Origin of the sequence: Acinetobacter psychrotolerans, from assembly GCF_048552595.1 — a bacterium.
GTDB lineage: Bacteria > Pseudomonadota > Gammaproteobacteria > Pseudomonadales > Moraxellaceae > Acinetobacter.
In genome coordinates this window covers 185,763-212,563 of sequence record NZ_JBIMDK010000005.1, presented here as the reverse complement: position 1 = coordinate 212,563, position 26,801 = coordinate 185,763, and the positions used below count along the sequence as shown (strand labels likewise).

Below are 26,801 nucleotides of genomic sequence, written 5' to 3'. Positions count from 1 at the left end.
AATTTATTGCAATTCCATTTGATAGCGTTATAAATTCAAAGCTTTCATCTGCGTCATGTGTTGTAAAAATTGTAAGATCAAATGAGCCGAAATAATCTGCAAAGTATCTATGCAGATTATTATCGATAAAAAATGATATGTTCAATAATCTTAAATTAAAATTTATGCATTTTTGGTTTCTACATATTTGGCGAAATTATCCAAAATTGCCTGCCACCCTGCACGCTGTTGTTCAACTGGATAAACATCCTCTGGATCAAAACTAATCTGCACAAGAATAGCTCGACCCTGCTGATCATGCTGTTGTTTGAAAAGGATTTCTGCATTTCGATCACCAAAACTATAAGCAATTTTTTGATCTGGAACGATTTCGGTATACGTGCCAGAAAAATCAAAGCCCATACTACCATCTTTGGCTTCCATACGATTTGAAAATTGCCCACCAATACGTAAATCATTTTTAGAGTTAACCGTATGCCAATCTGCTGACGCAGTATTCCACTGTTCGATATCCTGCGGATTATTATAGCTATCCCATACAACTTCTAAAGGTGCTTTTACCAATGATTCAACAACAATTTTTTCCATATTGATAATCCATGCTTATTTTTAGACATATTTAACCACTTTAATTATTTTAAATGCAAAAAATATTTAACTTGAGCATAAACTACAAAATTTACACATTTCGAAATATGCTTTTAGATTATTTATTCTAGTCATTACAGGTTAGAATGATTTAAATTCAAACAAATATTGATGATTTTTCAGATGAAATTTAAAATACTATATTCTCGAAAAGCATTATTTTTATCTATACAACAAGTCGCACTATTGAGTGTATTTTCATGTGTGAGCACTTTTAGTTTTGCCGAAAACCTAAGCTATGCACAAGCCGAACAGTCGGTTTTAGACAGTTCTTATACCACTCAAGCCAATACAGCATTAGACCAAGCCGCTAAACTTCAAGCAGATGCTGTTAAAAATATTGGTTTACCTCGCATCGATCTGAATGTACGTGCTTATAAATTTCACACTGAAACTGACATTCCACTCAATGGTGTAAAAAATAATTTAGAACAAACATTGTCTTATGGTGTAAACGAAAAAGTAGATCAGTGGCAATCTCAGCAAAATATTCCCAGTAATATCATCGATCCGTTAAAAGAAGCTTTAGGACAAGGTATTCATAGTGGAATTGGGCTATTCCCAGATACTGCACATGTGGTGTTGGAGGATGAAACAATTCGCCCAACGGTTTCGGTGATGATGCCGATTTATACAGGTGGTTTGACCACATCGACTAAAAATATTGCCAATTTAAAATCTGAACGCAGTCAACTGAATAGCAAGCAACTTCAAGATACTCAACGCTTTGAAGTGATTCAGGCTTATTTCAATGTGCAATTACAACAACAACTTTTGCAAGCTGCATCTTTTAATTTGTCTGCGATGCAAAAACATTATGATAATGCTTTGAAAATTGAACGACAAGGTTTCATCAGTAAAGGTCAGCGTATGCAGTTTGAAGTGGCTCATAATAACGCACAACGTGGTTTTCAAAATGCTCAGGCCAACTTACAAGCCAGCCAATTCCAACTACAAAACCTACTTAATAAAAATTCAGTAGACCAATTAACTACGCCATTGTTTATTAATAATGAAAATAATCAACAATTCATCACATTTTTAAAATCCTATCCAGAGTCTTCAAGCCTCGTTCGTAAAATGCAAATGGATACACAATTGGCGAATGAAAATATCAAAATACAAAATGCAGCAAAAAAACCGACACTATTTGCCTTTGGCGAATACAGTTTAGATCAGGATCAAAATTGGATCGTCGGTGTGGCTGCTCGTTATAATTTATTTTCAGGCATTGATAAAAATAAAAATGTGCAAGCGGCTGAATTACAACACCATGCCACTGAATTAATGACCGCTAGAACTAAGCAAGAGATCGAAAATTTAATTTATAAATCCTACAATGAAATGAATTCATCACAGCAAAGTCATCAACTTTTACGCCAAAATGAGAAAGCGGCTCTAGAAAATTTACGCATTCAAACGCTTTCATTTAAAGAAGATATGGGTACTGCAACCCAAGTGATTGATGCACAAAATCAATTAAGTGCTTTAAAAACCGATATGGCGTTGAATGCTTATAAATATGTGATTTCACTTGCTAGTTTATTACACAGTCATGGCTCAATAGATCAGTTTAAAGGCTATGTAAATCAAATTCATACTGACTATATTCGTTAAGGATTCAGCGCATGACTCAAGAGCAAAATAACAGTAAAGACCTAGACAATATTCTGCAAAATGATCAAAAAAGTGATCAAACTAAGGTAGATGAATTAGCGCCATCGAATCATCAATCATCTGTAAATATCACAAAGCCTATTGTAAATGATGAACAAACTGAACTATCAAATACTCAATTATCAAATATTGACAATGTAAATACTGCAGAAGAAAGTAAAAATAACGATTATCAACAGAAACAAAGCTCACAAGTGCCAACACCTAATAAAAAGAAAGCTTTGCTTGTAATCGGTTTGGTCGTATTGATTGCTCTACTTGGGCTTATTGCTTTTGGTCTATGGAAAAGTTATCAACCTAAAATAGTGGATGTACAAGGTCGTGTTGAAGCCGAAACGTTGCATGTGAGTACCAAAGTACCGAGTCGTATTGAAGAAATTTTTGTGCAAGATGGTCAAAAAATCAAAAAAGGACAAGTACTGGTACGTTTAACCAGTCCCGAAATTGATGCAAAAAAACAGCAAGCTTTAGCCACTTTACAATCTGCATTGGCATTACAATCCACTGCAAATAGAGGCTCACAACAAGAAAATATTGAAACTTTGTATGCCAATTGGCAAGCCTTTAAAGCCCAAGAGAATCTTGCGAATACAACCTATCAACGGGGTGAAAATTTATATACTCAAGGTGTTATTTCCCGCCAACGCCGAGATGAAATGCATGCCGCAGCAATTTCTGCTAGTCAAATGACTGAATCTGCGTATCAACAATACCTTCGTGCAAAACGTGGCAGCACGTCTGAGCAAAAATCGAGTGCCGATGCACAAGTAGAAATTGCCAAAGCAGCTGTTGCAGAAGCCAATGCACTTGAAGCCGAAACCCAATTGTCTTCTCCCATCAATGGTACTGTTTCAAAAATATATGGTAAGCCTTCTGAATTGGTTGCAATAGGTGTACCTGTAGTCAGCATTATTCAAGATGATGAAATGTGGGTCAGTTTAAATGTTCGAGAAGATCAATATGCACAAGTCTACACAACCCGATCGTTGCAAGGTTTTATTCCTGCCTTAAATAAAACAGCGGCATTTAACATTAAAAATATTGATGCTGAAGGTGAATTTGCCACTATTAAAACCACAAGACAAACTGGTGGTTATGACATACGCAGCTTTAAAGTAAAGTTAGCACCTGCTCAACCCATTTCAGATTTAAAAGTTGGAATGAGTGTGATTTTTAAATTACAAGAGAGCAAATAAAGATGATAAATGTGTGGCGAAGTATGCATCGAGAACTACTCTATTTGCTTAAAAACAAATGGGATTTATGTCTTGTCACGCTTGCCCCATTATTCATTATCATTCTTTTTAGTAGCATGTTTTATGCAGGTAAAGCTGAGCATTTACCCATTGTGATTATTGACCAAGATCATAGCGAATTGAGTCGAAATATTGAAAAATATCTGAGTCATAACAGCACAATTGATATTTATACAATTACCGAAAGCCAAGATGAAGCTGAAAAATTATTGAATCAAACTCAGGTTTGGGGCTTTGTCTTTATTCCTGAAGGCGCAGAACAACGGCTAGTCCAAGCTCAAGATGCTCAGATCAGTATTGCTTATAATCAGTCTTATTTTAGTATTGGTAATAGTATTTCTTCTGCAATGATGGTTTCAACTGTACAGGCTATTGGTGATTTTGCCAAGAATAGTCATTATGCCAATCAAATTCCTTATGTAGACATTGACACTGCGCACGTTAAAATTTCACCACTATTTAACCCAAATCTAAATTATGAATTGTATTTAGAGCCTTATATGATTCCTGCAATTCTGCATTTATTACTCTGTTGTTGCGTGGCTTTTGCAGTGGGTCAAGAACTGAAATACGGTACAGTCAATCACTGGGTCAATGGTAAATTGGTTTTTCAAGCGCTACTGGGTAAAAACCTACTTTACATCCTGATCTTTTGTTTTTGGACTTGGCTATGGATGATTTGGTTGGTCGTGATTCGTGGATGGTTTATTACAGGCAGTTTATGGATAATCTTACTTGGTCAGTTCTGTTTATATAGCGCCTATGCTTTTATTAGCAGCGCTGTCGTTTTAGCCACAAAGAATCTAGCAAAAAGTTTTGGATTTATTGCTGTGTATGGCGGTTCATCTTTAAGCTTTGCAGGTGTGACTTTACCTTTAAATAATGCCCCCATCTTTACTAAATTTTGGGCGCATATTATTCCCTATACACCTTATGCAAAATTACAAACCGAGCAATGGGTGATTGGCAGTCCTATCTATATTTCTTTAATTCCTTTATCTATTTTAGCAATATATTGTATTTTTTATTTTCTATCAGCGGGATGGTTCTTGAAAAAAGTAGTTCAGGAGACTCCTCATGATTAAATTTATCCAAGATATTTTTAAATATTATTTACAAACATTTAAAAATATTGGGAAGAACTCATCCATTCTCACAACCATGGTGTTCTCTGTTTTTTTATACAGTTTCTTCTATCCAACGGCTTATAAAGCAGAACATGCGGCATCTTTACCTATTGTGATTGTAGATGAAGAACAAAGTGTGGTGACCAACAGCATTATTAGCCAAGTTGCCAATAGCCCAAATGTTAAAATTATAGCTGTCACTGGAAATTTTGAGGATGCAAAAAAACAGGTTCAAAGCTTAAAAGCTGATGGGATTTTATTGCTTCCCGTAAACTTATCCAACAGTTTGATACGTGGTGAAGTCGGTGGAATTGGTTTATATTTAAGTAGCGCTAACTTTTTAAAAACCAAACAGATCGGTTTAGGTCTAGCTACTTCTGTAGAAAATGCACTTGCTGAACAAGCTGAAAAATTTGGGAAAATTTCACATTTTCATGCAAGCTTACCCATTCACCAAATTCCGCTATTTAATACATTGTCAGGTTATGGAAGTTATATTTTCCCTGCAATTGCGCCATTAATTATTCATCAAACCATTGTACTTGGTTTATGTATGCTGCTCGCAGGCTATAGAGAACAAAAATGGCGCGCAAAACCTGCCGAATTTTGGGGAATTTATTTTTCAGCTTTGACCATTGGCTGTTTAGGCTGTTTATATTTTTTTGGCTTTACCTATTGGCTGAATGATTACCCACGAGGTGGAAATTTTTGGGGAATGTTAATCGCCCTTCCTATTTTCATGAGTTGTGTGATTGGAATGGCAATGGTCTTAGCCAGTTATCTCGATATTTCTGAACGCGCTGGACATTTGATCATTTTCACCTCTATTCCTTTATTTTTACTTTCAGGTGTCGCTTGGCCATTACAAGCCATGCCACAGTGGATACAAGGATTATCGATAATTTTACCGTCTACACATGGGATTAATGTATTCATCCAACTGAATCAAATGGGTGTTCCACTTGAAATCGTGATTCCGAAACTGATTTACTTACTCTGCCTTGGTAGCATTCTACTGGTTTGGGCTTATTACCGTTTGGCTCATATTAATAAAAAATAAGACTGAATGCTCACAATATTATTTATATAATGAATTAAACTTAACATTCCAATCGTATAATTAAATTAAACTGAACTAATTTCAATCAATCAGACCCCAATATTGAAATAACATTAGTAGCTTGTTAAGAATGTATGCAAAATGCACCATTTTCGAAATACTCTTAACGTTTACAATCTCCCATGCTGAGACTCCCACATAGATTTGTGAGGGGGATTTTTACGTTTTTTTCTTAGAGATTTCCTTTTCGCCAAAATCTGAAATTTAAGGGCTCAGTATGAAGAGAATGAAAATTAGCCTTGCTTGGCAAATTGTTATTGCGCTCATTTTAGGTGTTCTGGTCGGTGCTTTCCTGCACAACGCACCTGAAATCCGTGATGATATTGTCGCTAACTTCTTACAACCATTGGGTAAGATTTTTATTAATCTTATTAAAATGATTGTCATACCACTTGTACTGTCGATGCTTATTTTAGGTATCGCCAATGCTGGAGACAGTAAAAGTATTGGTAAACTTGGTTTTAAAACCATGGTTTATTTTGAAGTTATTACTACAGTTGCCATTATTGTTGGTTTAGTCGCTGCCAATGTATTCCAGCCAGGTGCTGGTATTGATATGTCGAAATTAACCACTTCAGACATTTCACAATATCAACAAACGACACAAGAAGTGAGTCACCAAGCTCACGGTTTAGTGAATACTGTTCTTTCACTTATTCCATCGAATATTTTCTCTGCAATGAATGATGGGCATATGCTGCCAATTATTTTCTTTGCTGTGATTTTCGGTATTGGTTTAGGTTCTCTTGCAAAAGAAACCAAACAACCGCTGATTGATGTCCTAAAAGCTGTTTCTGAAACCATGTTTAAAGTAACGCACATGATCATGATGTTTGCACCTTTTGGTGTATTCGGTTTGATTGCTGCAACTGTTGCAAACTTTGGTTTTAGTTCACTTGTACCACTCATCAAATTAGCAATTTTAGTATATGCATCAATTTTCTTCTTTATCTTTATTGTGCTTGGTTTTGTGGCTAGATTCTGTGGATTCAGTATTTGGACAATTATCAAAATATTAAAAGATGAATTGATTCTTGCCTATTCTACTGCAAGCTCTGAAACCGTTTTGCCACGTATGATGGAAAAAATGGAAGCTTATGGTGCGCCAAAATCAATCACCAGTTTCGTTGTTCCAATCGGTTATTCATTTAACTTAGATGGCTCTACGCTTTACCAAAGTATTGCAGCAATTTTTATTGCTCAGCTTTATGGAATTGATTTAAGCATTACCCAACAAGTCGTTTTAGTTTTAACTTTAATGATTACGTCTAAAGGTATTGCAGGTGTTCCAGGCGTATCTTTCGTTGTGTTATTAGCAACTTTAGGCAGTGTTGGTATTCCACTTGAAGGTCTTGCATTTATTGCAGGTATTGACCGTATTTTAGATATGGCACGTACTGTATTGAATGTAATTGGTAATGCACTTGCTGTTCTTGTCATTAGTAAATGGGAAGGCAAATTCGATACCGAAAAGCAAAAATCTTATAATTTTGATGCCACACATTAAGTTATAAAATTTTGATAAAAACCACCTTCGGGTGGTTTTTTTATTTCGAGATTTATCCAAAAATGGACTGATGAATTTTGATTTTATAAGACTCAAACAATACTGATGATCACAAAATTGCAGATGAATACTTATACTTTTATGAAAATATATTCACAGACTAGAATTAAATTTACTTCAAATCATTTTCAATCATTTATTTAACTCAAATCTACTTTCTCTCATTTAAGTAATGAGATACACACAAGCAATCATCAGCAATTGTAACCCCATTACCACAGCAAACCACTTCCAGCCTTTTTGACGTAAAGCCACTCGGTCTATACTTGAATAATTGACTGTTCTTATCATTTTATCACCTCAGACTTGCTACATTATGGAACATTTTTGGGGCAAAACATCGGTCTTTTAATAGACAATGTATAACATGCAAAAAATAAACCAACCCTAAAAGTGTAACAATTTTCCAATACCTTCATTGATGTTCATTCGAGGCTTCCCAGTAAAATTTTTTTTGTTCTAATGACAATGAGTCAATCAATTTTCTTTGTTGAACCCATTCAATATGAGGAAAACAATAACCATCCGACTCAGCAAAAAAACGCTGACCTTTTTGATCTATCAACTCGACTTGCACACAAAAATAATCCCCATATAACGTCGAGGCCTTTAAAAGATGATCGCGATCAATGTCAATTTTAATCATGGCTATGCTTAATTCAGTCACAAATTTATGATGGATAGTTAAATAATGGACTAAATATTTAGAGAATTTTTGATGGACTTTCTCTAAAAAAATATCGTTAATGTCATGGTGTTGATTCAACAATTTAAAAGTAAAACTCGATGTATTTAAATGCCTTGCATGGGTATACAGTACACCTATACCCCAAAAGCCATAATAATCATGATAGCGATTGCTAAACTTATCCAAAATAACTCTTGTCACATCCAATAATCTTTTTTTCATTTTTAGTAAATATGCAATATTTTCAAACATCATAGATTAAAAAAGCCCCTTTCGGGGCTTCTTTAATTAGCATTTGAAAAAATCAATTAACCGATAAATTTGCGGGCATTACGGAACATTCGCAACCATGCACCATCTTCAGTCCATTCTTCAGGTTTCCAAGAATGTTGAATCGCACGGAAGTTACGTTCAGGATGTGGCATCATAATCGTTGCACGACCATCTTTAGACGTTACGCCAGAAATCGCTTCAGGTGAACCATTCGGATTCATTGGATACTGTTCTGTAGCATTACCCAAGCTATCTACATAACGTAGAATGACCTGATTGCTTGTATTGAGTGCAGCAATTTTTTCCGCACTTGCAACAACACGACCTTCACCATGCGCCACGGCGATAGGAAGGATCGAACCATCCATACCTTCTAACAATACAGAGTTCGATTTCTCAACACGTACGTTTACAACACGCGCTTCAAACATTTCTGAAGTATTTCGATGGAAACGTGGCCAAGCTTCTGCACCAGGAATTAATGGAGATAACTGAGACAACATCTGACAGCCATTACAAATACCTAAGCTGAAAGTATTGTCACGGTTAAAGAATTTCTCAAACTGATCACGTAATTTTGGATTGAAAAGAACAGACTTCGCCCATCCGCCGCCAGCGCCCAATACGTCGCCATAAGAGAAACCACCACATGCAACGAGACCTTCAAAATCATCGAGGTCAATGCGTCCAGCAAGTAAGTCGCTCATGTGAACATCGACAGTATTAAAGCCGACTTTGTCGAATGCCGCAGCCATTTCCACATGACCATTTACGCCTTGTTCACGTAAAATCACCATGTTTGGACGACGTTCGTTAATAAATGGCGCTTCTACAGGTTCATTCAAGTCAAATGTCGGTAGTGCGATCAAGCCCTTGTGTTCTTTATTAGCAATCAGGCTATATTCCTGATCCGCTGTTTCTACGTTGTCACGTAAGCGTTGAATTTGATGAGAAACTTCAGTCCACGCCTGTTGTAATTCAGTACGTTCAAACACTAAACCATTGACAGACAATTGGTCAGTCGTATTTACAGTACCAATCACAGCAATTGCATCTTTTAATGTTGATGCTGCAACTTCTGCTTCTAGTGCAGTCCAATCTGCTTTGCTGATCTGTAACACTGCACCAATTTCTTCTGCAAATAAACTTGCAATCGATTGGTCTTCCAGTGCAACACCTAAACGTGAAGCAAACATCATTTCTGCAACAGTTGCAAGAACACCACCATCACCAATGTCATGGTAAGCCTTGATTAAGCCACTATTGTTCCAATCCTGTACTAATGCAAAAAATGCTTTGAAATCATCAAAACTATCTACATCTGGTGTAACCGAACCAATCTCTTTATAGACCTGAGTAAGAATCGAACCACCTAAACGGAACTGACCTTTAGATAAGTCCATACGAACCAATACAGATTCTTCATTTTTCAATTCAGGTGTTAATGTTTTACGCACATCCAATACAGGAGCAAAAGCAGTAATCACACCTGACATTGGTGAAGTTACAGCTTTGTCTTCACCTTCATCATTCCAAGTCGTACGCATTGACAATGAGTCTTTACCGACTGGAATTGCAATACCAAGTGCAGGACACATTTCCATACCGATGGCTTTTACGCCTTCGAATAATGCTTGGTCTTCGCCTTGTTGCCCTGCTGCTGCCATCCAGTTTGCAGACAATTTAATGTCGCTTATCTGTTCAATGTTGGCACACATAATGTTAGAAATAGATTCTGCTACAGCCAAACGTGCAGAAGCCGCAGGATTAAGCAATGCAACAGGTGGACGTTCGCCCATTGCCATTGCTTCGCCTGTAAAACCTTGCAAGCTTGTCGTTGTTACAGCAGCATCAGCCACAGGAACCTGCCAGCGACCAACCATCTGATCACGTGCAACCATACCTGTAATTGAACGGTCACCAATGGTGATGAGGAATGATTTAGATGCAACTGTTGGATTTTTCAAAACACGGAAAATCGCATCTTTCAAATCAACTTTAGATACATCAAAGTCAGTGCCTTTGCGTTCAATCGTTTCGTATGAACGGCTCATACGTGGTGTACCACCAAGCATAACCTGCATTGGCATATCCACGGCTTTATTGTCAAACAATGGATCATTTACAGTCAATTGACGTGCTTCAGTCGCTTCGCCCAATACAGCAAAAGGACAACGTTCACGTGCACAGATCGACTCAAACAATTCCAATGAACTTGGATGAATGGCTAAAACATAACGTTCTTGCGCTTCGTTTGACCAAATTTCCATTGGCGACATGCCAGGTTCAAGCGATGGAATTTTACGTAAATCTAAAATTGCGCCCAGTTCGTGATCATTCACAAGTTCAGGCATTGCATTTGAAACACCGCCCGCACCGACATCATGTACAGAAACGATTGGATTGTAATCTTCCATGCGCCAGCACGTATCGATCACTTCCTGACAGCGACGCTCCATCTCTGGATTTTCACGCTGTACAGAAGCAAAATCGAGGTTTTCACCTAATTTACCGCTGTCTACAGAAGATGCAGCACCACCACCTAAACCGATGAGCATTGCAGGACCACCCAGAACGATCAATAAATCGCCCGGCTGAATCGCATCTTTTTCTACATGGTCAGGACGGATGTTACCGTAACCACCTGCGATCATGATTGGTTTATGAAAACCTTTCACATCACCATTCACATTTTGTTCAAATGTACGGAAATAACCGTTTAATGCAGGACGACCAAATTCATTGTTAAATGCAGCACCACCCAAAGGCCCTTCAATCATGATCTGAAGTGGAGATGCCATACGTGATGGTTTGCCGTAATTGTCTTCCCACGGCTGTTCAAAACCTGGGATGTTTAAGTTAGAAACCGTAAAGCCTGTTAAACCTGCTTTTGGTTTACCACCACGACCTGTTGCACCTTCATCACGGATTTCGCCGCCTGAACCTGTTGCAGCACCTGCAAATGGTGCAATTGCTGTCGGATGGTTATGGGTTTCTACTTTCATCAGGATATGAGCAGCCTGACTTTTGTATTTGTAAATGTGATGACCTGTCGCCTCATCCTTTTTAGGATAGAAACGTTGCGTGTCAAAACCAACAATCACAGATGAGTTGTCTTTATATGCTGACAATACATCTGTAGGTGATTCTTTATACGTATTTTTAATCATTTGGAACAATGACAATGGCTGTTTTACACCATCAATTGTCCATTCAGAACCAAAAATTTTATGACGGCAGTGTTCAGAGTTTGCCTGAGCAAACATCATCAATTCAATATCATTCGGATTACGACCTAATTTATTGAATGCTGCTGTTAAATAATCAATTTCTTCATCAGAAAGTGCAAAACCAAACTCAGAATTAGCTCTGACAAGCGCTTCTTTACCCTCACCCAAAATATCGATTGAGTTTAAAGGCTTAGGTGCAGTTTCTGAGAATAAAGCAATCGCATCATCAATCTGAGCAAAAACGCTTTCTGTCATGCGATCATGCAAAACTTGTTTTACTTCTGTGGATACTTCAGAGATACCCTTTAAAGTAAACAAAACACCGCGTTCTAAGCGGTGTACAGGTGTATTACAGTTCGCAAAAATATCGGTCGCCTTAGACGACCACGGCGAAATAGTACCGAGACGTGGCGTGACTAAAATCTGAACTTCATCACTTGCAGCCTGACGAACTTCAAACGATGCGCCATCATTTAAAAGTTGTAATGCAGATTGCTGTTGTTGCTCGCTGAGCGCTTGGTCGAAAAGGTAAACCCATTGGCTTTCTATTGATTGAACAGAACTAATAGACGCAAGACGTGTTAATAGTTGTGTTTGCTTAAAAGAAGAGTGTGCAGGTGCACCGGCAACGATAAACATGCTGTTTTTGGCTCCACGGGCAGATTTAGACAACCTACCGCAATGTGACTTGAAGAGAGCGCATATTCTACTGCGAAAGCAAACTTTCAGCTAGTCATATCCAACTTAAAAAACGCTGAATACTTCATTTTAAATGTCCGAATTTCTTTGACTTTCGGCTGCAAACATGATTAGTAACAATTGATTTACTTCACCGAATAGATATATTCACGGGTTTGTAGGTTTTCTTTGGCAAGATTTCCACTTTTTTATAGAAAACATCGCCACAGGAAGTATCTTCATCAATTGCATACGATAATTGAATATTTTAGTGCTCTAAATATCGGTCTTCAAATGTAGATTCTATAAAATATGCTGCTACCCATCTTCGCTTTTTAATAGACAGAGAATTATAGGTATAAACAAAAAGGAAACGTGTATTTCTATGAAAATTAAATCCACTTCCATCGCAATAGGAATTATTTTATTCATATTCTTGACTATATTTACCTATTTATTCTCCAACCTTTGGATGCTAATGGTAGATAACAGTAACTACATTCCAAAAGACAGTAACATTTTCCAATTTACGCCAATTCAAATAGATAAAGGTTCAGGTGGATATTGGCGGTATGGTAAGGACACTCGATACTATTATTACTTTTCAGAAACTAACAATGATATTTATTATAAAATACTGATTAAAAATAATTGCTTGAATTTCGAACCTACAAATTTTCAAACTTGGTGTGAATCAGTCAAAGTAAAAAATTTGCAATAAATATTATTAGAAAAGACAACTTATGTCGCACTACTCTAGTACATTTTTAATAAATTTGGCATGATGCAAAATAAGCAATAACTGAATAACGATAAATGACTCAAATGCGTTGGTTAGAACTTCTATCTACAGTCCGTTTAGGCAGTAAAAAACAAAGTACAGAACAGGCACGTAGCCCATTTCATAAAGATTATGACCGCATTATTTTTTCGCAAAGCTTTAGACAACTCAATCGTAAAACCCAAGTTCATCCACTTACACAGCACGACGGGATTCATACACGACTCACCCATTCCCTTGAAGTATCTTGTATTGGACGTTCATTGGGTATGTTAGCGGCTGAAAAAATTAAAGATGGACTTCCTATGTGGATTTCCCCTGCCGATGTTGGCGCAATTATTCAAGCGGCATGTTTAGCACATGATATTGGTAATCCACCTTTTGGGCATGCAGGTGAATATGCGATTCGTGAATGGTTTGATGATGCCTCTCATACCGATTTTTTACGTGATTTAAGCCCCGAACAACAAGCCGATGTCCGACAGTTTGAAGGTAATGCCCAAGGTTTAAGATTATTAACTAAAATTGATTACCATCCGAATGATGGTGGCATGCGCCTTACTTACGCAACGTTAGGGGCTTACTTAAAGTATCCTTGGCTATCTAAAACCATTGAGTCACAGGGTGATACCCCAGCAAGCCAACGTGCAAAATTCGGATGCTATCAGGCGGAAAAAGATATTCTGAAGCAAATTGCAGATCAACTTGGTTTGATTCAATTGGGAGATTATCATTGGTGTCGCCATCCTTTAACTTATCTTTTAGAAGCCGCAGATGATATTTGCTACGCCCTGATCGACCTTGAAGATGGCATTATTTTAAATATGCTAACCTATGAAGAAGTTGAACCTATTTTTCTAGATTTGATTGGTGAATATGGCAGACCCATTGAACTGACCACGCCCTACACCACATGGCAACAAAAAATTGCTGCTCTACGTGGTCGTGTCATGAAACGTCTAGTTGATGAAGTCACGACTGCCTTTGCCCGTCATCATTTCCAAATTTTATCAGGGCAATTAAAAGGCTCTTTATTACAATATTGTTCGGAAGATATTGAATCAGGCATTAACAAAGCTAAAAACTTAGCCCGTGAGAAGATTTTTGAGCATCCACAAAAGTCAGGTTTAGAAATTATTGCCCATCAAAGTTTGCAATATATTTTGGATGCCTTTATTCCACTCACAACACCAAATAAAACCTTAAGCTTTAAAGATGGTCGTTTAATGTCTATTTTAGACCGCTTCGGTGCACGATTTAATGAAAGTCATTACGACAATATTATGCAAGTCTTAGATATTGTGAGTAAGTTTTCAGACCATCAAGCCTATAATCTTGCACAAGAGTTACAAGGCAATAAGGTCGGTTTTTTCTAATCTAGCGATATTATTCCGTCTAACTTAGATGATGATCTTTAACCTATCGTATATAAGTTTATCAATGTTATTTTGCGTTTAGAGCAAATGGCATCTACTATTCAACCATTAACAAATAAGTGAACAATATTAATGATCGGATGTCTAATTGGTGAAGTCTTAGCACTGGAAGCCCCAACTGTACTTTTAAATGTAAATGGTGTGGGTTATGAAATTGACACGCCACTTTCTACATTTTGCCAATTGCAAAAAGGACAAAAAGTAACATTATGGACACACTTAACAGTTCGTGAAGATGCTCAATTGCTGTATGGCTTTGCCAACACACAGGAAAAAACCATTTTCCGTACTTTACTTAAAGTAAATGGTGTCGGTCCTAAAATGGCTTTGGGTATCCTTTCAACCTTAAGCGTGGAAATGTTAGTTCACACAGTTGAACATAGTGATGTTAAAACTTTAGTTAAAGTTCCGGGCGTCGGTGCAAAAACTGCAGAACGCTTGATGATTGAACTCCGTGACCGCTTTAAGGCATTTACTATGGGTAGTACGTCTTCGAATTCGACATCTACACAAATACAATTTACAGGTCATTCAGCGGTTGCAGAAGCCGAAGCTGCTTTACAATCTTTAGGCTATAAACCATTGGAAGCACAAAAATTGGTGAATGCTGCAAAAGGTGACTTTACAGAAGCCAGTGATATTATCCGTGCCGCACTTAAATCCATGAATAAATAAGATAGATAAAGACACTCATGCAAGACCGTTTAATCAGTGGTTCTGAAAAACCAGAAGATCATTTTGATCGCGCCATTCGACCAACGTCACTCGATGACTATATTGGTCAGCCTGTGGTACGTGAACAAATGGAAATTTTTATTGGTGCTGCACGTGGTCGTGGTGAAGCCCTTGATCACACGCTGATTTTTGGCCCTCCGGGTTTAGGTAAAACCACACTGGCGAATATTATTGCTCGTGAAATGGGTGGAAATCTAAAATCTACTTCTGGTCCTGTTTTGGAACGTGCTGGTGATTTGGCTGCCATGCTGACCAATCTTGAAGAAGGCGATGTATTATTTATTGATGAAATTCATCGTCTTTCACCAGTCATTGAAGAAATCCTCTACCCTGCAATGGAAGATTACCAACTCGACATCATGATTGGTGAGGGCCCTGGTGCACGTTCGATAAAATTAGATTTACCACCATTCACTCTGGTTGCTGCAACAACACGTGCAGGTCTACTTACCTCACCTTTACGTGACCGTTTTGGTATTGTTCAGCGACTGGAATTTTATTCAGTTGAAGACTTAACCCATATTGTTTCTCGTTCAGCATTATTAATGAATGTGCCGACAACACCGAATGGTGCTTTAGAAATTGCTCGTCGTGCACGAGGTACGCCACGTATAGCCAATCGCCTGTTACGTCGTGTACGTGACTATGCGCAAGTTAAAGGTACAGGTGAAGTCACTCAGGACATGGCGCAGCGAGCTTTAGACATGCTGAATGTCGATAAAGATGGTTTAGACACATTAGACCGTCGCTATTTGTCAATGTTACTTGAACGTTTCGATGGTGGTCCTGCTGGTGTGGAAGCTTTAGCAGCTGCAATGGCTGAAGATTCAGGCACCTTAGAAGACGTAATTGAACCGTATTTAATTCAGCAAGGTTATGCGATGCGTACTGCTCGTGGGCGTATTGCAACCAATCAAGCTTATTTACAGTTTGGTTTAACACCGCCTGAACCTAAAAGTTAGTTTAAAGGGAGATTTTTTCTCCCTTATCTTTTTTTTATTAAATATATAGTTGAAAAATAAAAAGTAAATATTATGAATAAAGAACTAGTCATTAAAAAATTGAATCGGACTATTTCAAACAATTTTCCGCAGATTACGCAACACATATTCTTCCACGCCATGTCCCCGACCAATTCAACAAGCAAATGACCTGCTTAGTCGAGACGATGAATGTGGAAAATAATTTACATCTCGATATTATATTGAAGAATATTACGACTAATGAAACATTCAAATTTGAAGATTATGATTTAGAAAAAATTACACATGCACCTTCGAAATTTAGCATCAAAAGCATTCAGTTCAACTTAGCCTCCGCCATAATATTTATCGGACTGTATCATCAAGAAGATGTCTAAGACATGATGAAAGCCTACTCACCCAATGAAAAAATCAATACTTTGCATTTAAGTGTAGCAACCATGATTATTATAATTTGTCTCTACCTGATCTTTGTCATCAAGGATCAATATGGAAAAATACCTATATTGATCATATTCGCAGTTCGATTTTCCGCCATGGCATATATTTATGAGTCATTAAAATCATTGATGCCAAAGCAGAAAAAACTCAAAGAACAGGAGTATCAGTATTTAGTCGCTGAATACTTAGGCTTACAACTTAAACAAACAGCATGCAAAATTTTAAAGCTAGATTCTATTGAGTTTGAAAATTAATTTTAAATGTATATTTATAAGCGATCAAACCAACGAGAGATCGTATGAATGATAAGATTTGAAACCTTACGCCAATTCGTAAAAAAACTATGTGCTAAAATTCAAACCTTTGTAATGCCTTGCTCACAACTGTATTTACATTGAAAATATATACAACCTAATCGTTTTAAAAATTTAAATTTAGTGTGAAAATTGGAACATGAAAATGGCGAACAAGTTTGAATTTCAAATTCTACAACACGTTTAATATTTCGCAATAACGAACACTAATCAGTAAGAATAAAAGACCTAGAGCCATGATTAGTATTATTTTTATTTTAACACTACAATAATTAGCAATAACAAACACCAATAAACAACAGTCGAAAAGTATACTATCATTCTACTTTTCCTCAAACCACCCACAGTCAACTTCTTAAATAAGCTTCTTTTTTATGATAATTAAATAAACATTACGCATCGAATCATAAATAGACCACACAATTATCATATGAAGCATTGGGTATGATTAAAAAGATACCGCAACAAGCCTAAGTACAGCAGAAGTAAAAATACCTTTTAGTAAAATATCTTTTATGATTTTGAACAATTTTTATTTTTAATCACATAAAAATACTGCATAATTTTATACTTAATCCAATTTTTACGTGATTTGATGTGTGTAAATCCATTTATCATGGCATTAGATTAATATTTTTATAATTTAAATTTTTACATTTGGAATTCATGTATATGAATAAGTTATTACTTTCAATTATATTACCTACATCTTTATATCTAACCGCATGTGGCGGAGGCGGAGATTCAAACTCCAACTCTACAACACCTACAACACCTACAACACCTACAGTAAATTCATCACCAATGTATACTCAAGATAGTTCTGTATATAGCTTTGGTACATTCAGCTCTCAACTTAATAATCGTTACACTCACACTTTAAAAAATAACATTATAAATCAGGAATTTAATCAAATAAAACATTCAAGTTTTATTAATACATTTTCATCAGGTAATATTTATTTAGTGGACAAAAATAAAGTTTATGTTCAACCTCCAGCAACCAATACTACTAGAGGTACAGCTATCCCAAGTAATTATTTTATTTCTGATGATGGTTCTACCTTAACGACATCTTTCTATAATTCTGAAGGTATAAGCCCAACCATCAGAACGAGTATGGCTTATAAAAGAATCGATGTTTCAGGTATGGAAGTTAAAAAATATATTTATAAAAATTTATTGACCAGTACAACTAATCTAACCTCAGCTGCAGCATTGAATGCAAGTACAAACATATTTCCACAAGGTTCAGTAGTGTTCATTCCTGGAGAATACACTAGACTAGACGAATATTATGAATTACACGTTTATCAAAGGGTTTCTTATAATAGTTTTGAAGAAATACCAGATATTGCAAAATATCCCTTAACTCGTAATTTTGGTGGGATTACTATTCGATATTCGGATTCAACTTCATTAGGCTACGGACAATATAATGGAAAAGTTTATCAAACTTGGCATCATCCAGCGAATAGTAAAGAAATTATAGACCAAAATAACAACTATTTTTATAATTCTATAGCTGCGGATGCTGTTGCAAATGAGCTCATCAGCTCATGTGGAACAGAGAAATACAATAATAGTAACTCTGGTTGTATGTTTTAATTAAAAGCCATTTGCCTGATAATTTAATATAAATTATTAGGCAATTTTTTATTTTCAACTCAGCATGGCTTAGTTACATGCTACCTTTTTGAGTATGATAATATCGCTGAAAAATAAGAGTCCTAGGTTTAATTCGCAAAGAAATTTCGATAAAAAAATTACATGACACTTAATTAATTTTACAATTTATCATTCTTCCACTTCACCAAACTCTATATATTTATTAATTGTTTAACTAAACGAGCTATATTATGAACAACAAATTAAAGATTTTAGCCCTTTTATCTGGGGTAGCATTTCTTAGTGTTGCTGCATTAACATACGCTAGTGAAGAAAAGGTAAATACAGTCTCTAATGTTGACTTAAATAAATATTTAGGTACTTGGCATGAAATCGCACGCAAACCGTTATATTTTCAGAATAAATGTGATTATAACGTAACTGCAAATTATTCATTAAATGATAATGGTACTGTAAAAATTGATAATAGATGTTACAGCAAAGGTGGAAAACTTGAGCAATCCATTGGCGAAGCCTTTGTCGTAAATGCACCTGCTAATACAAAATTAAAAGTTAGTTTTTTACCAAAATCCCTTCGATGGCTTCCTGTAGGCCGAGGTGACTATTGGATACTAAAATTAGATGATAACTATCAAGTAGCATTAGTCGGCACACCAAATAAAAAATATTTATGGTTACTTAGTAGAACACCAAATCTCGACCCGACTGTTACTCAAGAGTTTTTAGATCATGCTAAAAATCAAGGCTATGATTTGAGTGATTTAATTAAAACCAAGCAAAAATAACTTAAGCCCTCAATTGAGGGCTTTCTCACTCAAACAGCTTTTGTTCTATTGATCAAATCACAACCGTGAATAGTCACAAAGAAACCATGATAGTGCGCTGAACCCATCATATCTTCATATAATATATTGATACTTATAAATAAATATAAATTATTTCGCATAAGGTGTATTATGTTAATTTTAGGTAAATTGAAAGATGGCTGTATTTGAAACGGAAAACTTATTATTAAAACCATTCGCCGAAGAAAACTTAAATGAAGCCATCACTCTATTTCAAGATAAAGACTTCATGGCTTTTTCACCTAACGGAACATTGGATGTTGAAGATGCAACAAATCGTTTTTATGAAATCTTAGGACATTATGAAAGATATGGGTTTGGAAAGTTAGCTATTATCTCGAAAAACACCAATAAGATTGTTGGTTACTGTGGTTTTGAAATATGTACTGTAGATGGGACAGATGAAGCAGAATTAGGTTTTAGATTGGTCAAAAGCGAACGAGGACATGGATATGTCATTGAAGCTGCTTCAAGATTGCTAGAAGACATGAAAAATAGAAAGTTTAAAAAGGTAATAGCATTTTCTGAAGAACAAAATGTGCCAGCTCATAATCTTTTAAAGAAGTTAGAATTTATTAAAACCTTTACTTCTAATTTTTTAAATATGGATGTGGTTTTCTTCAGTAAGGACCTATAAAGAGATCGTCCATTTAACATAAAGGGAGTTATGCGAAAAAGTCCCCTAAAGAGCTTTCTCAAACAACTTCCGCTCTTTAGCGCGACGATTCACTAAACCTTGCCTTTGACTTTTTTATTATCAGTGAACATATATACTATTTTTGACCACTGGAGGGAGTGGTTGATACCACAATAAAGAAATTACATATTAACCTGCTTGAAGCAGGTTTCTTTTTATCTAAAAATAGGGAGGTTTCTAAATTCCATTTATATCGACGTAAATAAACATTAAGAATATTGATGAAAGTAGAAACATGATAACCAATCTAAAAGAACTCACTACTCACCAAAAATAAACATTTAAATAACATGATTGCCACACATCCTATATAAAACCAAGCACAGTTGTCAATATTATTTAAAAAGTTGCAATGATTAACAATAATTATAAAACCTCCTAAAGGGCTTTCACAACAGCACCATGCTTCGCTTTACACTCATTGTATTTTGCAACAGCATCAATGAGCCATAGCGTGATTTCTTTGCCCTGCCCTGACTCAAGTTTTAATATTTTAAGGTAAGGTATGATTCAAAAATGAAGCGAAAATTATTAAGCATTCGTATAAGTGTATTATGTTAATTTTAATAAATTTAAGAGTAAAATGTTATGAGCTCAATAACTATTAGGCAGGCAAATACTAGTGATTTTAGTGGGTTAACAGAGATATGGTTTAATGCATCAGTTAAAGCTCATGATTTTATTCCGGAAATATATTGGGAAAATAATAAAGTACAAATGCAAAATACCTATCTTCCAATGTCAGAGGTTTATCTTGCAGAAGATACAACTAACATTTATGGATTCATCGCTTTAGTAGAAAATACGATAGCTGCAATTTTCGTATCACCCGAGCAGCAAGGTAAAGGGATAGGTAAACTACTAATTAATCATGCTAAGGGAATTAGAAACAATCTAGAATTAAATGTATATCAACAAAATACTAACAGCGTAAGATTTTATGAGTCTGTTGGTTTTAAAGTTTTAGAAGAAACCTTAGATGAAGAAACTGAATCAAAAGAGTTTTTAATGCGATGGGAACGATCGTTTTGAAACTTATTTAACATAATGGGCGTTATGCGAAAAAGCCCCCTAGAGGGATTTCTCATACAACTTCCGTTCTTTAGCGCGACGGCTCACTAAACCTTGCACAATCCTGCCTTTGACTTTATTCCATACATCAAACTGAGCGGCAGCACCTTTGTAGTCACAAAGAAACCATGATAGTGCGCTGAACCCCATCATGGTTTCATATAAAATATTGATGCTTATGATGAAATATCAAGCATTCATATAAGTGTATTATGTTAATTTTAGACAAACTACAATGTAATCATTAAAGCTATGGAAAGAAATGAATACCAAGAAGAAAAGCATACTAAGTTTATTTATTCGAGTAAAAGACGCATTCAGCGAAGAGTTCTACAGTTAGAAAAATCTACAGCGGAAGCGATTTATAGTTATATTCAGTTGAACCATCAAGACCAATGGTTTGAAAGCAATTTTGCTTTTTTAAGTTGTTGGAAATTTTCTAAAATAGATTTTGGTAAACCTTATATTTTTTGGTGTGACGCTATTTATTTTGAAGACTCGCATATAGAAAATGACAGAACATTTGTTTTTAGTGGACATGCTTGGATTGGCTTACTAAGCAATGTTGGATCAGAATGGAAAGTTCCAGTTACAGGAAAATTCTGTATCAGCTCGACAGGAAAAATATTAAAAAACTATACTTTAATTTTTTACAACGAAGGTCAGGAATTAATTCTATCGAAACAATAAAAAGACCTTAAATCATCCTCCATTTAACAAAATGGGCATCATTCGAAAGCCCTCAACAGAGGGGGTACTTTGCTTCATTCAAAGCACTGTAGTCGTTGTATTTTTTTTAATGTTACTATTACAAACCACTTAACAACTGAATAAGGTTTTGTTGCACAAAGGCTTGAAAGGACAGAGCTACCCTAAGTGAGCCAAATCTAAGTGGCAACTTGGGTATGAGGGCGACCTAATTCTGTGAATTTATTCAAGACTGCTACGCGTGCATGAATCTCGTTCACCTGACTAGGGAAACTCCTTGATGTTAATTTATCGCCTAATAATTTGATGCAATGCATCTTGGTTTCTGCCAAACTTCGACGGTGATAACCAGACCACTTTTTCCAAAGGGATCTTCCTAACTGTTTGGCTGTTTTCAATAACTCATTCCGCTCTATAGACCTCGCTTGCTGATCTTTCCATGGCTTTACATTTTTTTGGTGGAATGACCGCATGTGCTTGTCGATCTAAAATGACTTGTCGGCAGCATTTAGTGTCATAAGCTCCGTCGGTATAAACAGAGTCAATTCGCTCATCTGGTGGAATTTGATCAAGTAAATCCCCAAGTACTTGCGAATCACTGACATTGTGCGTCGTTAACTGAACAGCACGTATTTGCAGGGTTTTAGCATCTATACCGATATGCAGTTTACGCCATTGACGACGATATTCAGGTTGGTGTTTCTTACGTTTCCACTCACCCTCACCTAAAAACTTCAAACCAGTGGAATCCACGAGTAGATGTAGCCCATCGCTACTTTTTTGGCAGCTAATCGTAATATCAATATGCTTTTGTCTTCTACAAAGCGTGGTGTACGAATATCACTGATATTCGGGGCTGTCCAATCTAATCCGCAAAGTTTAATCAGACTTTGAAGAAAACCTGTAACCATGCGTAGAGAGAGCCGAAAGAGAGATTTGATCATTAAGTAGCATTGAATAGCTGTATCGGAGTAGGTCTGATTTCAACCTTGCTTGCCTTGTGATTGTGCATACCACTCAGTCTTTGGATCAAACCAAATTGATATATTTCCTCGATTGATCAGTGCTTTATTGTAAGAAGACCAATTCGTTGTCCGATAGATATTAGCTGCAGGTTTATTCATTTTGAAATTATATTGATGAATAAGCCTCAAATGCTAGGTTTGTGCAACAAAGCCCTATTTTATTATCAAAAACCAATTGCTCTCTTTTTTCTTTTTTATTTAATTGGGATTGTAACCTTGCGCCATTTTAGATAACGCGCCCTGTGCTAAAATTCGTGCCTGAGCTAGTGTTAAGTTTCCATGTAGACCGATTGTAGACCTAACAGCCTTGCCATTAACTTTTTTTCAACAACGTAAGTTTTACAAGTTGTGTTAACTCTTATAGCAAACCCAATCAACTCACTATCACGGTAGATGCCAGATTCACTGATGCTATCTATATATGTTTTTGTGAGTTTTATTCTTGTGTTAGCCAGAGTAGAATTAAGTTAAGCAATATTTCGCAATAATACACACTATTATTTTATCGTCTACTATGCGTCTACAAATTAAACCTCAGCACTTATTCGCTCATTAATATGCTTGAATGATTTAAATTAAACCACTAATTTATATCAATATTTTAATTTATGAACGGTGTTAAAAATGGCGAACAAGTTTGAATTTCAAATCCGTGTTTATATTGAAGATACAGACGCTGGTGGTATCGTTTATCATGCCAATCATATTCGTTTTATGGAGCGCGCACGTACTGAATGGCTACGTGCTTCTGGAATACACCACTATTGGCATCAAAAAGATTATAATTTTGTGGTACATAAAATTGCATTGAAATATTCGCGCCCTATACTTATGGACGATCTTATTACTGTTACAGCAAGTGTAGTTTCGTGTAAAGCTTCGTCATTTGTATTGCAACAGAATATTTATCGTGGTGAAATCATGCTTGCTTCTGGCGAGGTAGAATTAGCATGTTTAAGTACAGCAATGAAACCTTGTAGAATTCCCGACGAAATCCGTGATTTAATTCAAAAAGAATTAGCTTACGAATAAAAAAACTATTGGCACATGTAACTATGGCAACACAACTAGAATCTTCGCTACACATCTCTGATTTAATCTTACAAGCGAGCCCTGTGGTTCAATTGGTCATGCTGGTCTTAGTACTGGCATCTGTTTTTAGTTGGTATCTCATTGCCAAGTTACATATGGGCTATAAGAAAGCACAGCAAGGTGATGAACATTTTCAAAAAATATTCTGGTCTGGTGCTGAACTCAATACCCTATATAACAATGCACAACTGAACTCTAAGCGGAATGGTTTAGAAGATATTTTCTACCAAGGTTTAAGCGAATTTCTTAAACTTAAAAAGCGTCAAGCTGAAACATCACCGATGATTGAAGGTACAGAACGTATTCTACGTGTCGGTTTAAGCCGTGACCAAACTCGTTTAGAACAAGGCTTAAGTGCTTTAGCCAGTATTGGTTCTGTTGCACCCTATGTCGGTTTATTTGGGACAGTTTGGGGCATCATGAATGCTTTCATTGGTTTAGCACAAGTAGAACAAGTCACTTTGGCTACTGTTGCACCAGGGATTGCCGAGGCACTAATTGCAACAGCAATTGGTCTTTTTGCTGCAATTCCTGCTGTATTGGCATTTAACCATTACACAGCGAAAGGCGAACAAATTTATTCAGATCGTGCATTATTTGCAGAAGAAATGGTGGCGCTATTACAACGTCAGTCTGTGGGAACTACACAGGAAACTGAATAATGGCTATCCAACGTTCTGGACGTTTTGATCGCGTCAAAAAACCATTAAAAAGTGATATGAATGTCGTTCCGTACATTGATGTCATGTTGGTTTTATTGGTGATTTTCATGGTCACTGCACCAATGATTACAACTGGGGTAAAAGTTGATTTACCTCAGGCCAATAACAACCCTATTCCATCGTCTGAAGACCGCCCTACTATTGTGACTTTAGAAGCCGATGGAACAATTAAACTTGAAGATAAAGAACATCAGAACGATGTCTTAACGCTTGATCAATTAAAAGTAGTACTCACTGAAAACCAGCAACAAGCTGATGCCAATAAAAAGCAACTCAGTATTTTAATCAATGGTAGCGAATCACGCCCTTATGGTGAAGTCATGAAACTTATGTCTACACTACAAGAAGCAGGTTTAAGCCAAGTAGGTTTATTGACTCAGTCTGTTGAAAAGTAAGTTATGAAAAAATTTCTAAAGCCACAATCTAAAGAAAAAGCGATTGCGCTTGGATTCACTATTGGAATCCATGTGGTGGCAATTACTGGCTTACTTTTTCTCGGCTTAAGTAAACCACCTGAACCACCGAAGCAAATTAAAACGGTATTAGTTAAACCTGAAGATTTACCACCACTCGAACCAAAGCCTTTAGTAGAAACAGATTCAACTGAAACAACAGACAATACAGTTGCAGAGAAAGTGAAACAAACAGCAGATCCTAATCAGACTGCGCCCGAACTTCCAACTGAAAACAACACAAAATCGGACCATCAACCCGATCAAAGTGTTATCGATGCTCAAAAAGCAGCAAATGAAGCGAAAGCTGCGGCAGCGCAACAACAATTGGCTATGGCTGCTGCTCAAGCGGCACAAAATAAAGCGACTAAACTTGCTCAATCTAAAGCAGATGCAGCAGAAAAAGCCAAACAAGAAGCTGCCGAAAAAGTGAAACAAGCAAAAAATGCTGCAGAAAAAACTAAAGCGGAGGCAGAAGTCAAAGCTAAAGCAGATATCGCAGCGAAAGCCAAGCAAGAGGCACTTCAACAAACGAAAGCTGATGCTGCAGAGAAAACCAGATTAGCTCGATTAAACGCAGATGCCCAACGTAAAGCTGAAGCTGCTGAAAAGGTAAAAAAAGACGCTGCTGATAAGGCCCAACAAGCCAAAGCGGATGCAATTGCAAAAGCTAGAACTGATGCAGCAAATAAAGCCAAGGCTGACACTGCTGCAAAAGCCAAAACCGATGCAACAAATAAAGCCAAGGCAGATGCCGAAGTAAAAGCTAAAACTGATGCTGCAAATAAGGCCAAAGTAGATGCTGCTGCAAAAGCTAAAACTGATGCAGCAAATAAAGCCAATGCAGATGCTTCTGCAAAAGCCAAAACTGATGCAGCAAATAAAGCCAAAGCAGATGCTTCTGCAAAAGCTAAAACTGATGCAGCAAATAAAGCCAAAGCAGATGCTTCTGCAAAAGCCAAAACTGATGCAGCAAATAAAGCCAAGGCGGATGCTGCTGCAAAAGCTAAAACTGATGCAGCAAATAAAGCCAAGGCGGATGCAGATGCTAAACGCAAAGCAGAACTTGCTCGTGAGCTAGAGGACGAGAAAAGCTCTGCTGCGGAAAAAGCCAGAGAAGCTGCTGCAACTAAAAAGGCTGAGGCTAAACAAGTTGCATCCAATGCAACACGTGATTTCACTAATAAAGTTAAATCAGCATGGAATGTCCCATCTGGCTCAACTGGAAAAAAAGTGAGTGTAAGGTTTACCCTATCTGATTCAGGTCAAGTTCTTTCTATTGTTCTCACAAACCCTAGTGGCGATGAACAACTAGATGCAAGCATTAAAGCCGCAATTAAAAATGCTGCTCCTTATCCTATGCCTTCGGATCCAGCTGCTAGAAATTTAGCTAAATCTGTAACGTCTACTTTTACTGCCAAATAATCCATTCAACCCTGCTTCGGTAGGGTTGATTTTTTACAAAAGTAAAAAATTGCATTGATAATGCTTCAATGCTGAACTGATTATTTTTCCAGTCATTTAAAAAATCATATTAAGATGAAACTATCTTGAAACAATTATTGTAATGAACTACAAATTTGAGCAAATAAATCACTTATATTCG

At 36.5% G+C, this 26,801-nt stretch carries 23 protein-coding genes and 1 pseudogene; 18 read left to right on the top strand and 6 right to left on the bottom strand.

Features of this window, described 5'->3' with window-relative positions; all coding sequences use genetic code 11:
• Positions 1-162: 162 nt before the first annotated feature.
• Positions 163-588, bottom strand: a complete 426-nt coding sequence (locus ACG94X_RS06870; protein ID WP_419382994.1) for an SRPBCC domain-containing protein — start codon at positions 586-588, stop codon at positions 163-165.
• A gap of 183 nt (positions 589-771) precedes the next feature.
• Between ACG94X_RS06870 and ACG94X_RS06865 the strand changes: the two genes are divergently transcribed.
• From ACG94X_RS06865 to gltP, 5 genes are all read left to right on the top strand, one after another.
• Positions 772-2,265 carry a TolC family protein gene (locus tag ACG94X_RS06865; protein WP_419382993.1) on the top strand — a complete coding sequence of 498 codons (1,494 nt, stop codon included), beginning with the start codon at positions 772-774 and terminating at the stop codon, positions 2,263-2,265.
• An 11-nt stretch (positions 2,266-2,276) separates the two neighbouring features.
• Positions 2,277-3,521, top strand: coding sequence for an HlyD family secretion protein (locus tag ACG94X_RS06860; protein ID WP_419382992.1), 1,245 nt, complete (start codon positions 2,277-2,279; stop codon positions 3,519-3,521).
• 23 nt (positions 3,522-3,544) lie between these two features.
• Positions 3,545-4,666, top strand: a complete 1,122-nt coding sequence (locus ACG94X_RS06855) for an ABC transporter permease (protein WP_419382991.1) — start codon at positions 3,545-3,547, stop codon at positions 4,664-4,666.
• Complete coding sequence (locus ACG94X_RS06850) at positions 4,659-5,768, top strand: ABC transporter permease (protein ID WP_419382990.1); 1,110 nt, start codon at positions 4,659-4,661, stop codon at positions 5,766-5,768. The genes ACG94X_RS06855 and ACG94X_RS06850 overlap by 8 nt, the downstream gene beginning before the upstream one ends.
• Positions 5,769-6,045: 277 nt before the next feature.
• Complete coding sequence (gene gltP, locus ACG94X_RS06845) at positions 6,046-7,335, top strand: glutamate/aspartate:proton symporter GltP (RefSeq protein WP_419382989.1); 1,290 nt, start codon at positions 6,046-6,048, stop codon at positions 7,333-7,335.
• Between the two features lie 225 nt (positions 7,336-7,560).
• On the opposite strand, the gene ACG94X_RS06840 is transcribed toward gltP, so the two are convergent.
• From ACG94X_RS06840 to purL, 3 genes are all read right to left on the bottom strand, one after another.
• Positions 7,561-7,686 carry a KGW motif small protein gene (locus ACG94X_RS06840; protein WP_419382988.1) on the bottom strand — a complete coding sequence of 42 codons (126 nt, stop codon included), beginning with the start codon at positions 7,684-7,686 and terminating at the stop codon, positions 7,561-7,563.
• A 124-nt stretch (positions 7,687-7,810) separates the two neighbouring features.
• Complete coding sequence (locus tag ACG94X_RS06835; protein ID WP_419382987.1) at positions 7,811-8,338, bottom strand: hypothetical protein; 528 nt, start codon at positions 8,336-8,338, stop codon at positions 7,811-7,813.
• Between the two features lie 53 nt (positions 8,339-8,391).
• Positions 8,392-12,225: a phosphoribosylformylglycinamidine synthase gene (gene purL, locus ACG94X_RS06830; RefSeq protein ID WP_419382986.1), complete on the bottom strand. Its 3,834-nt coding sequence runs from the start codon at positions 12,223-12,225 to the stop codon at positions 8,392-8,394.
• 855 nt (positions 12,226-13,080) lie between these two features.
• Between purL and ACG94X_RS06825 the strand changes: the two genes are divergently transcribed.
• The 8 genes from ACG94X_RS06825 to ACG94X_RS06790 all read left to right on the top strand — a co-directional run bounded on the left by ACG94X_RS06825 (position 13,081) and on the right by ACG94X_RS06790 (position 21,157).
• The gene (locus ACG94X_RS06825; protein WP_419382985.1) at positions 13,081-14,421 is read left to right on the top strand and encodes a deoxyguanosinetriphosphate triphosphohydrolase; all 1,341 of its coding nucleotides are present in this window, start codon (positions 13,081-13,083) and stop codon (positions 14,419-14,421) included.
• Positions 14,422-14,553: 132 nt separating this feature from the next.
• Positions 14,554-15,156 (top strand): Holliday junction branch migration protein RuvA, encoded by a 603-nt coding sequence (gene ruvA / locus ACG94X_RS06820; protein ID WP_419382984.1) that lies wholly within the window; start codon positions 14,554-14,556, stop codon positions 15,154-15,156.
• 17 nt (positions 15,157-15,173) lie between these two features.
• Positions 15,174-16,178 carry a Holliday junction branch migration DNA helicase RuvB gene (gene ruvB, locus ACG94X_RS06815; protein ID WP_419382983.1) on the top strand — a complete coding sequence of 335 codons (1,005 nt, stop codon included), beginning with the start codon at positions 15,174-15,176 and terminating at the stop codon, positions 16,176-16,178.
• Positions 16,179-16,579: 401 nt separating this feature from the next.
• Positions 16,580-16,894 (top strand): hypothetical protein, encoded by a 315-nt coding sequence (locus tag ACG94X_RS06810; protein ID WP_419382982.1) that lies wholly within the window; start codon positions 16,580-16,582, stop codon positions 16,892-16,894.
• A gap of 732 nt (positions 16,895-17,626) precedes the next feature.
• Complete coding sequence (locus tag ACG94X_RS06805; RefSeq protein ID WP_419382981.1) at positions 17,627-18,562, top strand: hypothetical protein; 936 nt, start codon at positions 17,627-17,629, stop codon at positions 18,560-18,562.
• A 251-nt stretch (positions 18,563-18,813) separates the two neighbouring features.
• Positions 18,814-19,368 carry a lipocalin family protein gene (locus ACG94X_RS06800; RefSeq protein ID WP_419382980.1) on the top strand — a complete coding sequence of 185 codons (555 nt, stop codon included), beginning with the start codon at positions 18,814-18,816 and terminating at the stop codon, positions 19,366-19,368.
• A gap of 196 nt (positions 19,369-19,564) precedes the next feature.
• Entirely contained in the window at positions 19,565-20,065 is a 501-nt protein-coding gene (locus ACG94X_RS06795) for a GNAT family N-acetyltransferase (protein WP_419382979.1), read from the top strand.
• Between the two features lie 648 nt (positions 20,066-20,713).
• A complete protein-coding gene (locus ACG94X_RS06790; protein ID WP_419382978.1) occupies positions 20,714-21,157 on the top strand; it encodes an N-acetyltransferase in 444 nt (147 codons plus the stop codon).
• Between the two features lie 39 nt (positions 21,158-21,196).
• Here the strand turns inward: ACG94X_RS06790 and ACG94X_RS06785 are convergent, their stop codons facing one another.
• On the bottom strand, positions 21,197-21,346 hold the full coding sequence (locus ACG94X_RS06785) for a glycoside hydrolase family protein (protein ID WP_419382977.1): 150 nt from the start codon (positions 21,344-21,346) through the stop codon (positions 21,197-21,199).
• 102 nt (positions 21,347-21,448) lie between these two features.
• On the opposite strand from ACG94X_RS06785, the gene ACG94X_RS06780 reads away from it, so the two are divergent.
• On the top strand, positions 21,449-21,886 hold the full coding sequence (locus ACG94X_RS06780; RefSeq protein WP_419382976.1) for a hypothetical protein: 438 nt from the start codon (positions 21,449-21,451) through the stop codon (positions 21,884-21,886).
• Positions 21,887-22,083: 197 nt separating this feature from the next.
• Here the strand turns inward: ACG94X_RS06780 and ACG94X_RS06775 are convergent.
• Positions 22,084-23,028, bottom strand: a pseudogene (locus ACG94X_RS06775) (IS5 family transposase).
• Positions 23,029-23,553: 525 nt separating this feature from the next.
• Between ACG94X_RS06775 and ybgC the strand changes: the two are divergent.
• Genes ybgC through tolA form a run of 4 tightly spaced genes read left to right on the top strand, consistent with a single transcriptional unit; the run spans position 23,554 to position 26,620 of the window.
• The gene (gene ybgC, locus ACG94X_RS06770) at positions 23,554-23,961 is read left to right on the top strand and encodes a tol-pal system-associated acyl-CoA thioesterase (RefSeq protein WP_419382975.1); all 408 of its coding nucleotides are present in this window, start codon (positions 23,554-23,556) and stop codon (positions 23,959-23,961) included.
• Positions 23,962-23,984: 23 nt separating this feature from the next.
• The gene (tolQ, locus tag ACG94X_RS06765; RefSeq protein WP_419382974.1) at positions 23,985-24,683 is read left to right on the top strand and encodes a protein TolQ; all 699 of its coding nucleotides are present in this window, start codon (positions 23,985-23,987) and stop codon (positions 24,681-24,683) included.
• A complete protein-coding gene (gene tolR, locus ACG94X_RS06760; RefSeq protein WP_419382973.1) occupies positions 24,683-25,138 on the top strand; it encodes a protein TolR in 456 nt (151 codons plus the stop codon). The genes tolQ and tolR overlap by 1 nt, the downstream gene beginning before the upstream one ends.
• A gap of 3 nt (positions 25,139-25,141) precedes the next feature.
• Complete coding sequence (gene tolA / locus ACG94X_RS06755; protein WP_419382972.1) at positions 25,142-26,620, top strand: cell envelope integrity protein TolA; 1,479 nt, start codon at positions 25,142-25,144, stop codon at positions 26,618-26,620.
• Positions 26,621-26,801 lie beyond the last annotated feature (181 nt).

Bases quoted from the DNA above. Each gene is read 5' to 3' on its own strand.
- tolR (WP_419382973.1), top strand. From the start codon at position 24,683: ATGGCTATCCAACGTTCTGGACGTTTTGATCGCGTCAAAAAACCATTA.
- ACG94X_RS06840 (WP_419382988.1), bottom strand. From the start codon at position 7,686: ATGATAAGAACAGTCAATTATTCAAGTATAGACCGAGTGGCTTTACGT.
- tolA (WP_419382972.1), top strand. From the start codon at position 25,142: ATGAAAAAATTTCTAAAGCCACAATCTAAAGAAAAAGCGATTGCGCTT.
- ybgC (WP_419382975.1), top strand. From the start codon at position 23,554: ATGGCGAACAAGTTTGAATTTCAAATCCGTGTTTATATTGAAGATACA.
- ruvB (WP_419382983.1), top strand. From the start codon at position 15,174: ATGCAAGACCGTTTAATCAGTGGTTCTGAAAAACCAGAAGATCATTTT.
- purL (WP_419382986.1), bottom strand. From the start codon at position 12,225: ATGTTTATCGTTGCCGGTGCACCTGCACACTCTTCTTTTAAGCAAACA.
- ACG94X_RS06865 (WP_419382993.1), top strand. From the start codon at position 772: ATGAAATTTAAAATACTATATTCTCGAAAAGCATTATTTTTATCTATA.
- ACG94X_RS06795 (WP_419382979.1), top strand. From the start codon at position 19,565: ATGGCTGTATTTGAAACGGAAAACTTATTATTAAAACCATTCGCCGAA.
- ACG94X_RS06835 (WP_419382987.1), bottom strand. From the start codon at position 8,338: ATGATGTTTGAAAATATTGCATATTTACTAAAAATGAAAAAAAGATTA.
- ACG94X_RS06780 (WP_419382976.1), top strand. From the start codon at position 21,449: ATGGAAAGAAATGAATACCAAGAAGAAAAGCATACTAAGTTTATTTAT.
- ACG94X_RS06860 (WP_419382992.1), top strand. From the start codon at position 2,277: ATGACTCAAGAGCAAAATAACAGTAAAGACCTAGACAATATTCTGCAA.
- ACG94X_RS06790 (WP_419382978.1), top strand. From the start codon at position 20,714: ATGAGCTCAATAACTATTAGGCAGGCAAATACTAGTGATTTTAGTGGG.
- ACG94X_RS06855 (WP_419382991.1), top strand. From the start codon at position 3,545: ATGCATCGAGAACTACTCTATTTGCTTAAAAACAAATGGGATTTATGT.
- ACG94X_RS06810 (WP_419382982.1), top strand. From the start codon at position 16,580: ATGATGAAAGCCTACTCACCCAATGAAAAAATCAATACTTTGCATTTA.
- ACG94X_RS06870 (WP_419382994.1), bottom strand. From the start codon at position 588: ATGGAAAAAATTGTTGTTGAATCATTGGTAAAAGCACCTTTAGAAGTT.
- ACG94X_RS06800 (WP_419382980.1), top strand. From the start codon at position 18,814: ATGAACAACAAATTAAAGATTTTAGCCCTTTTATCTGGGGTAGCATTT.
- ACG94X_RS06805 (WP_419382981.1), top strand. From the start codon at position 17,627: ATGAATAAGTTATTACTTTCAATTATATTACCTACATCTTTATATCTA.
- gltP (WP_419382989.1), top strand. From the start codon at position 6,046: ATGAAGAGAATGAAAATTAGCCTTGCTTGGCAAATTGTTATTGCGCTC.
- ACG94X_RS06850 (WP_419382990.1), top strand. From the start codon at position 4,659: ATGATTAAATTTATCCAAGATATTTTTAAATATTATTTACAAACATTT.
- ACG94X_RS06825 (WP_419382985.1), top strand. From the start codon at position 13,081: ATGACTCAAATGCGTTGGTTAGAACTTCTATCTACAGTCCGTTTAGGC.
- ACG94X_RS06785 (WP_419382977.1), bottom strand. From the start codon at position 21,346: ATGGGGTTCAGCGCACTATCATGGTTTCTTTGTGACTACAAAGGTGCT.
- ruvA (WP_419382984.1), top strand. From the start codon at position 14,554: ATGATCGGATGTCTAATTGGTGAAGTCTTAGCACTGGAAGCCCCAACT.
- tolQ (WP_419382974.1), top strand. From the start codon at position 23,985: ATGGCAACACAACTAGAATCTTCGCTACACATCTCTGATTTAATCTTA.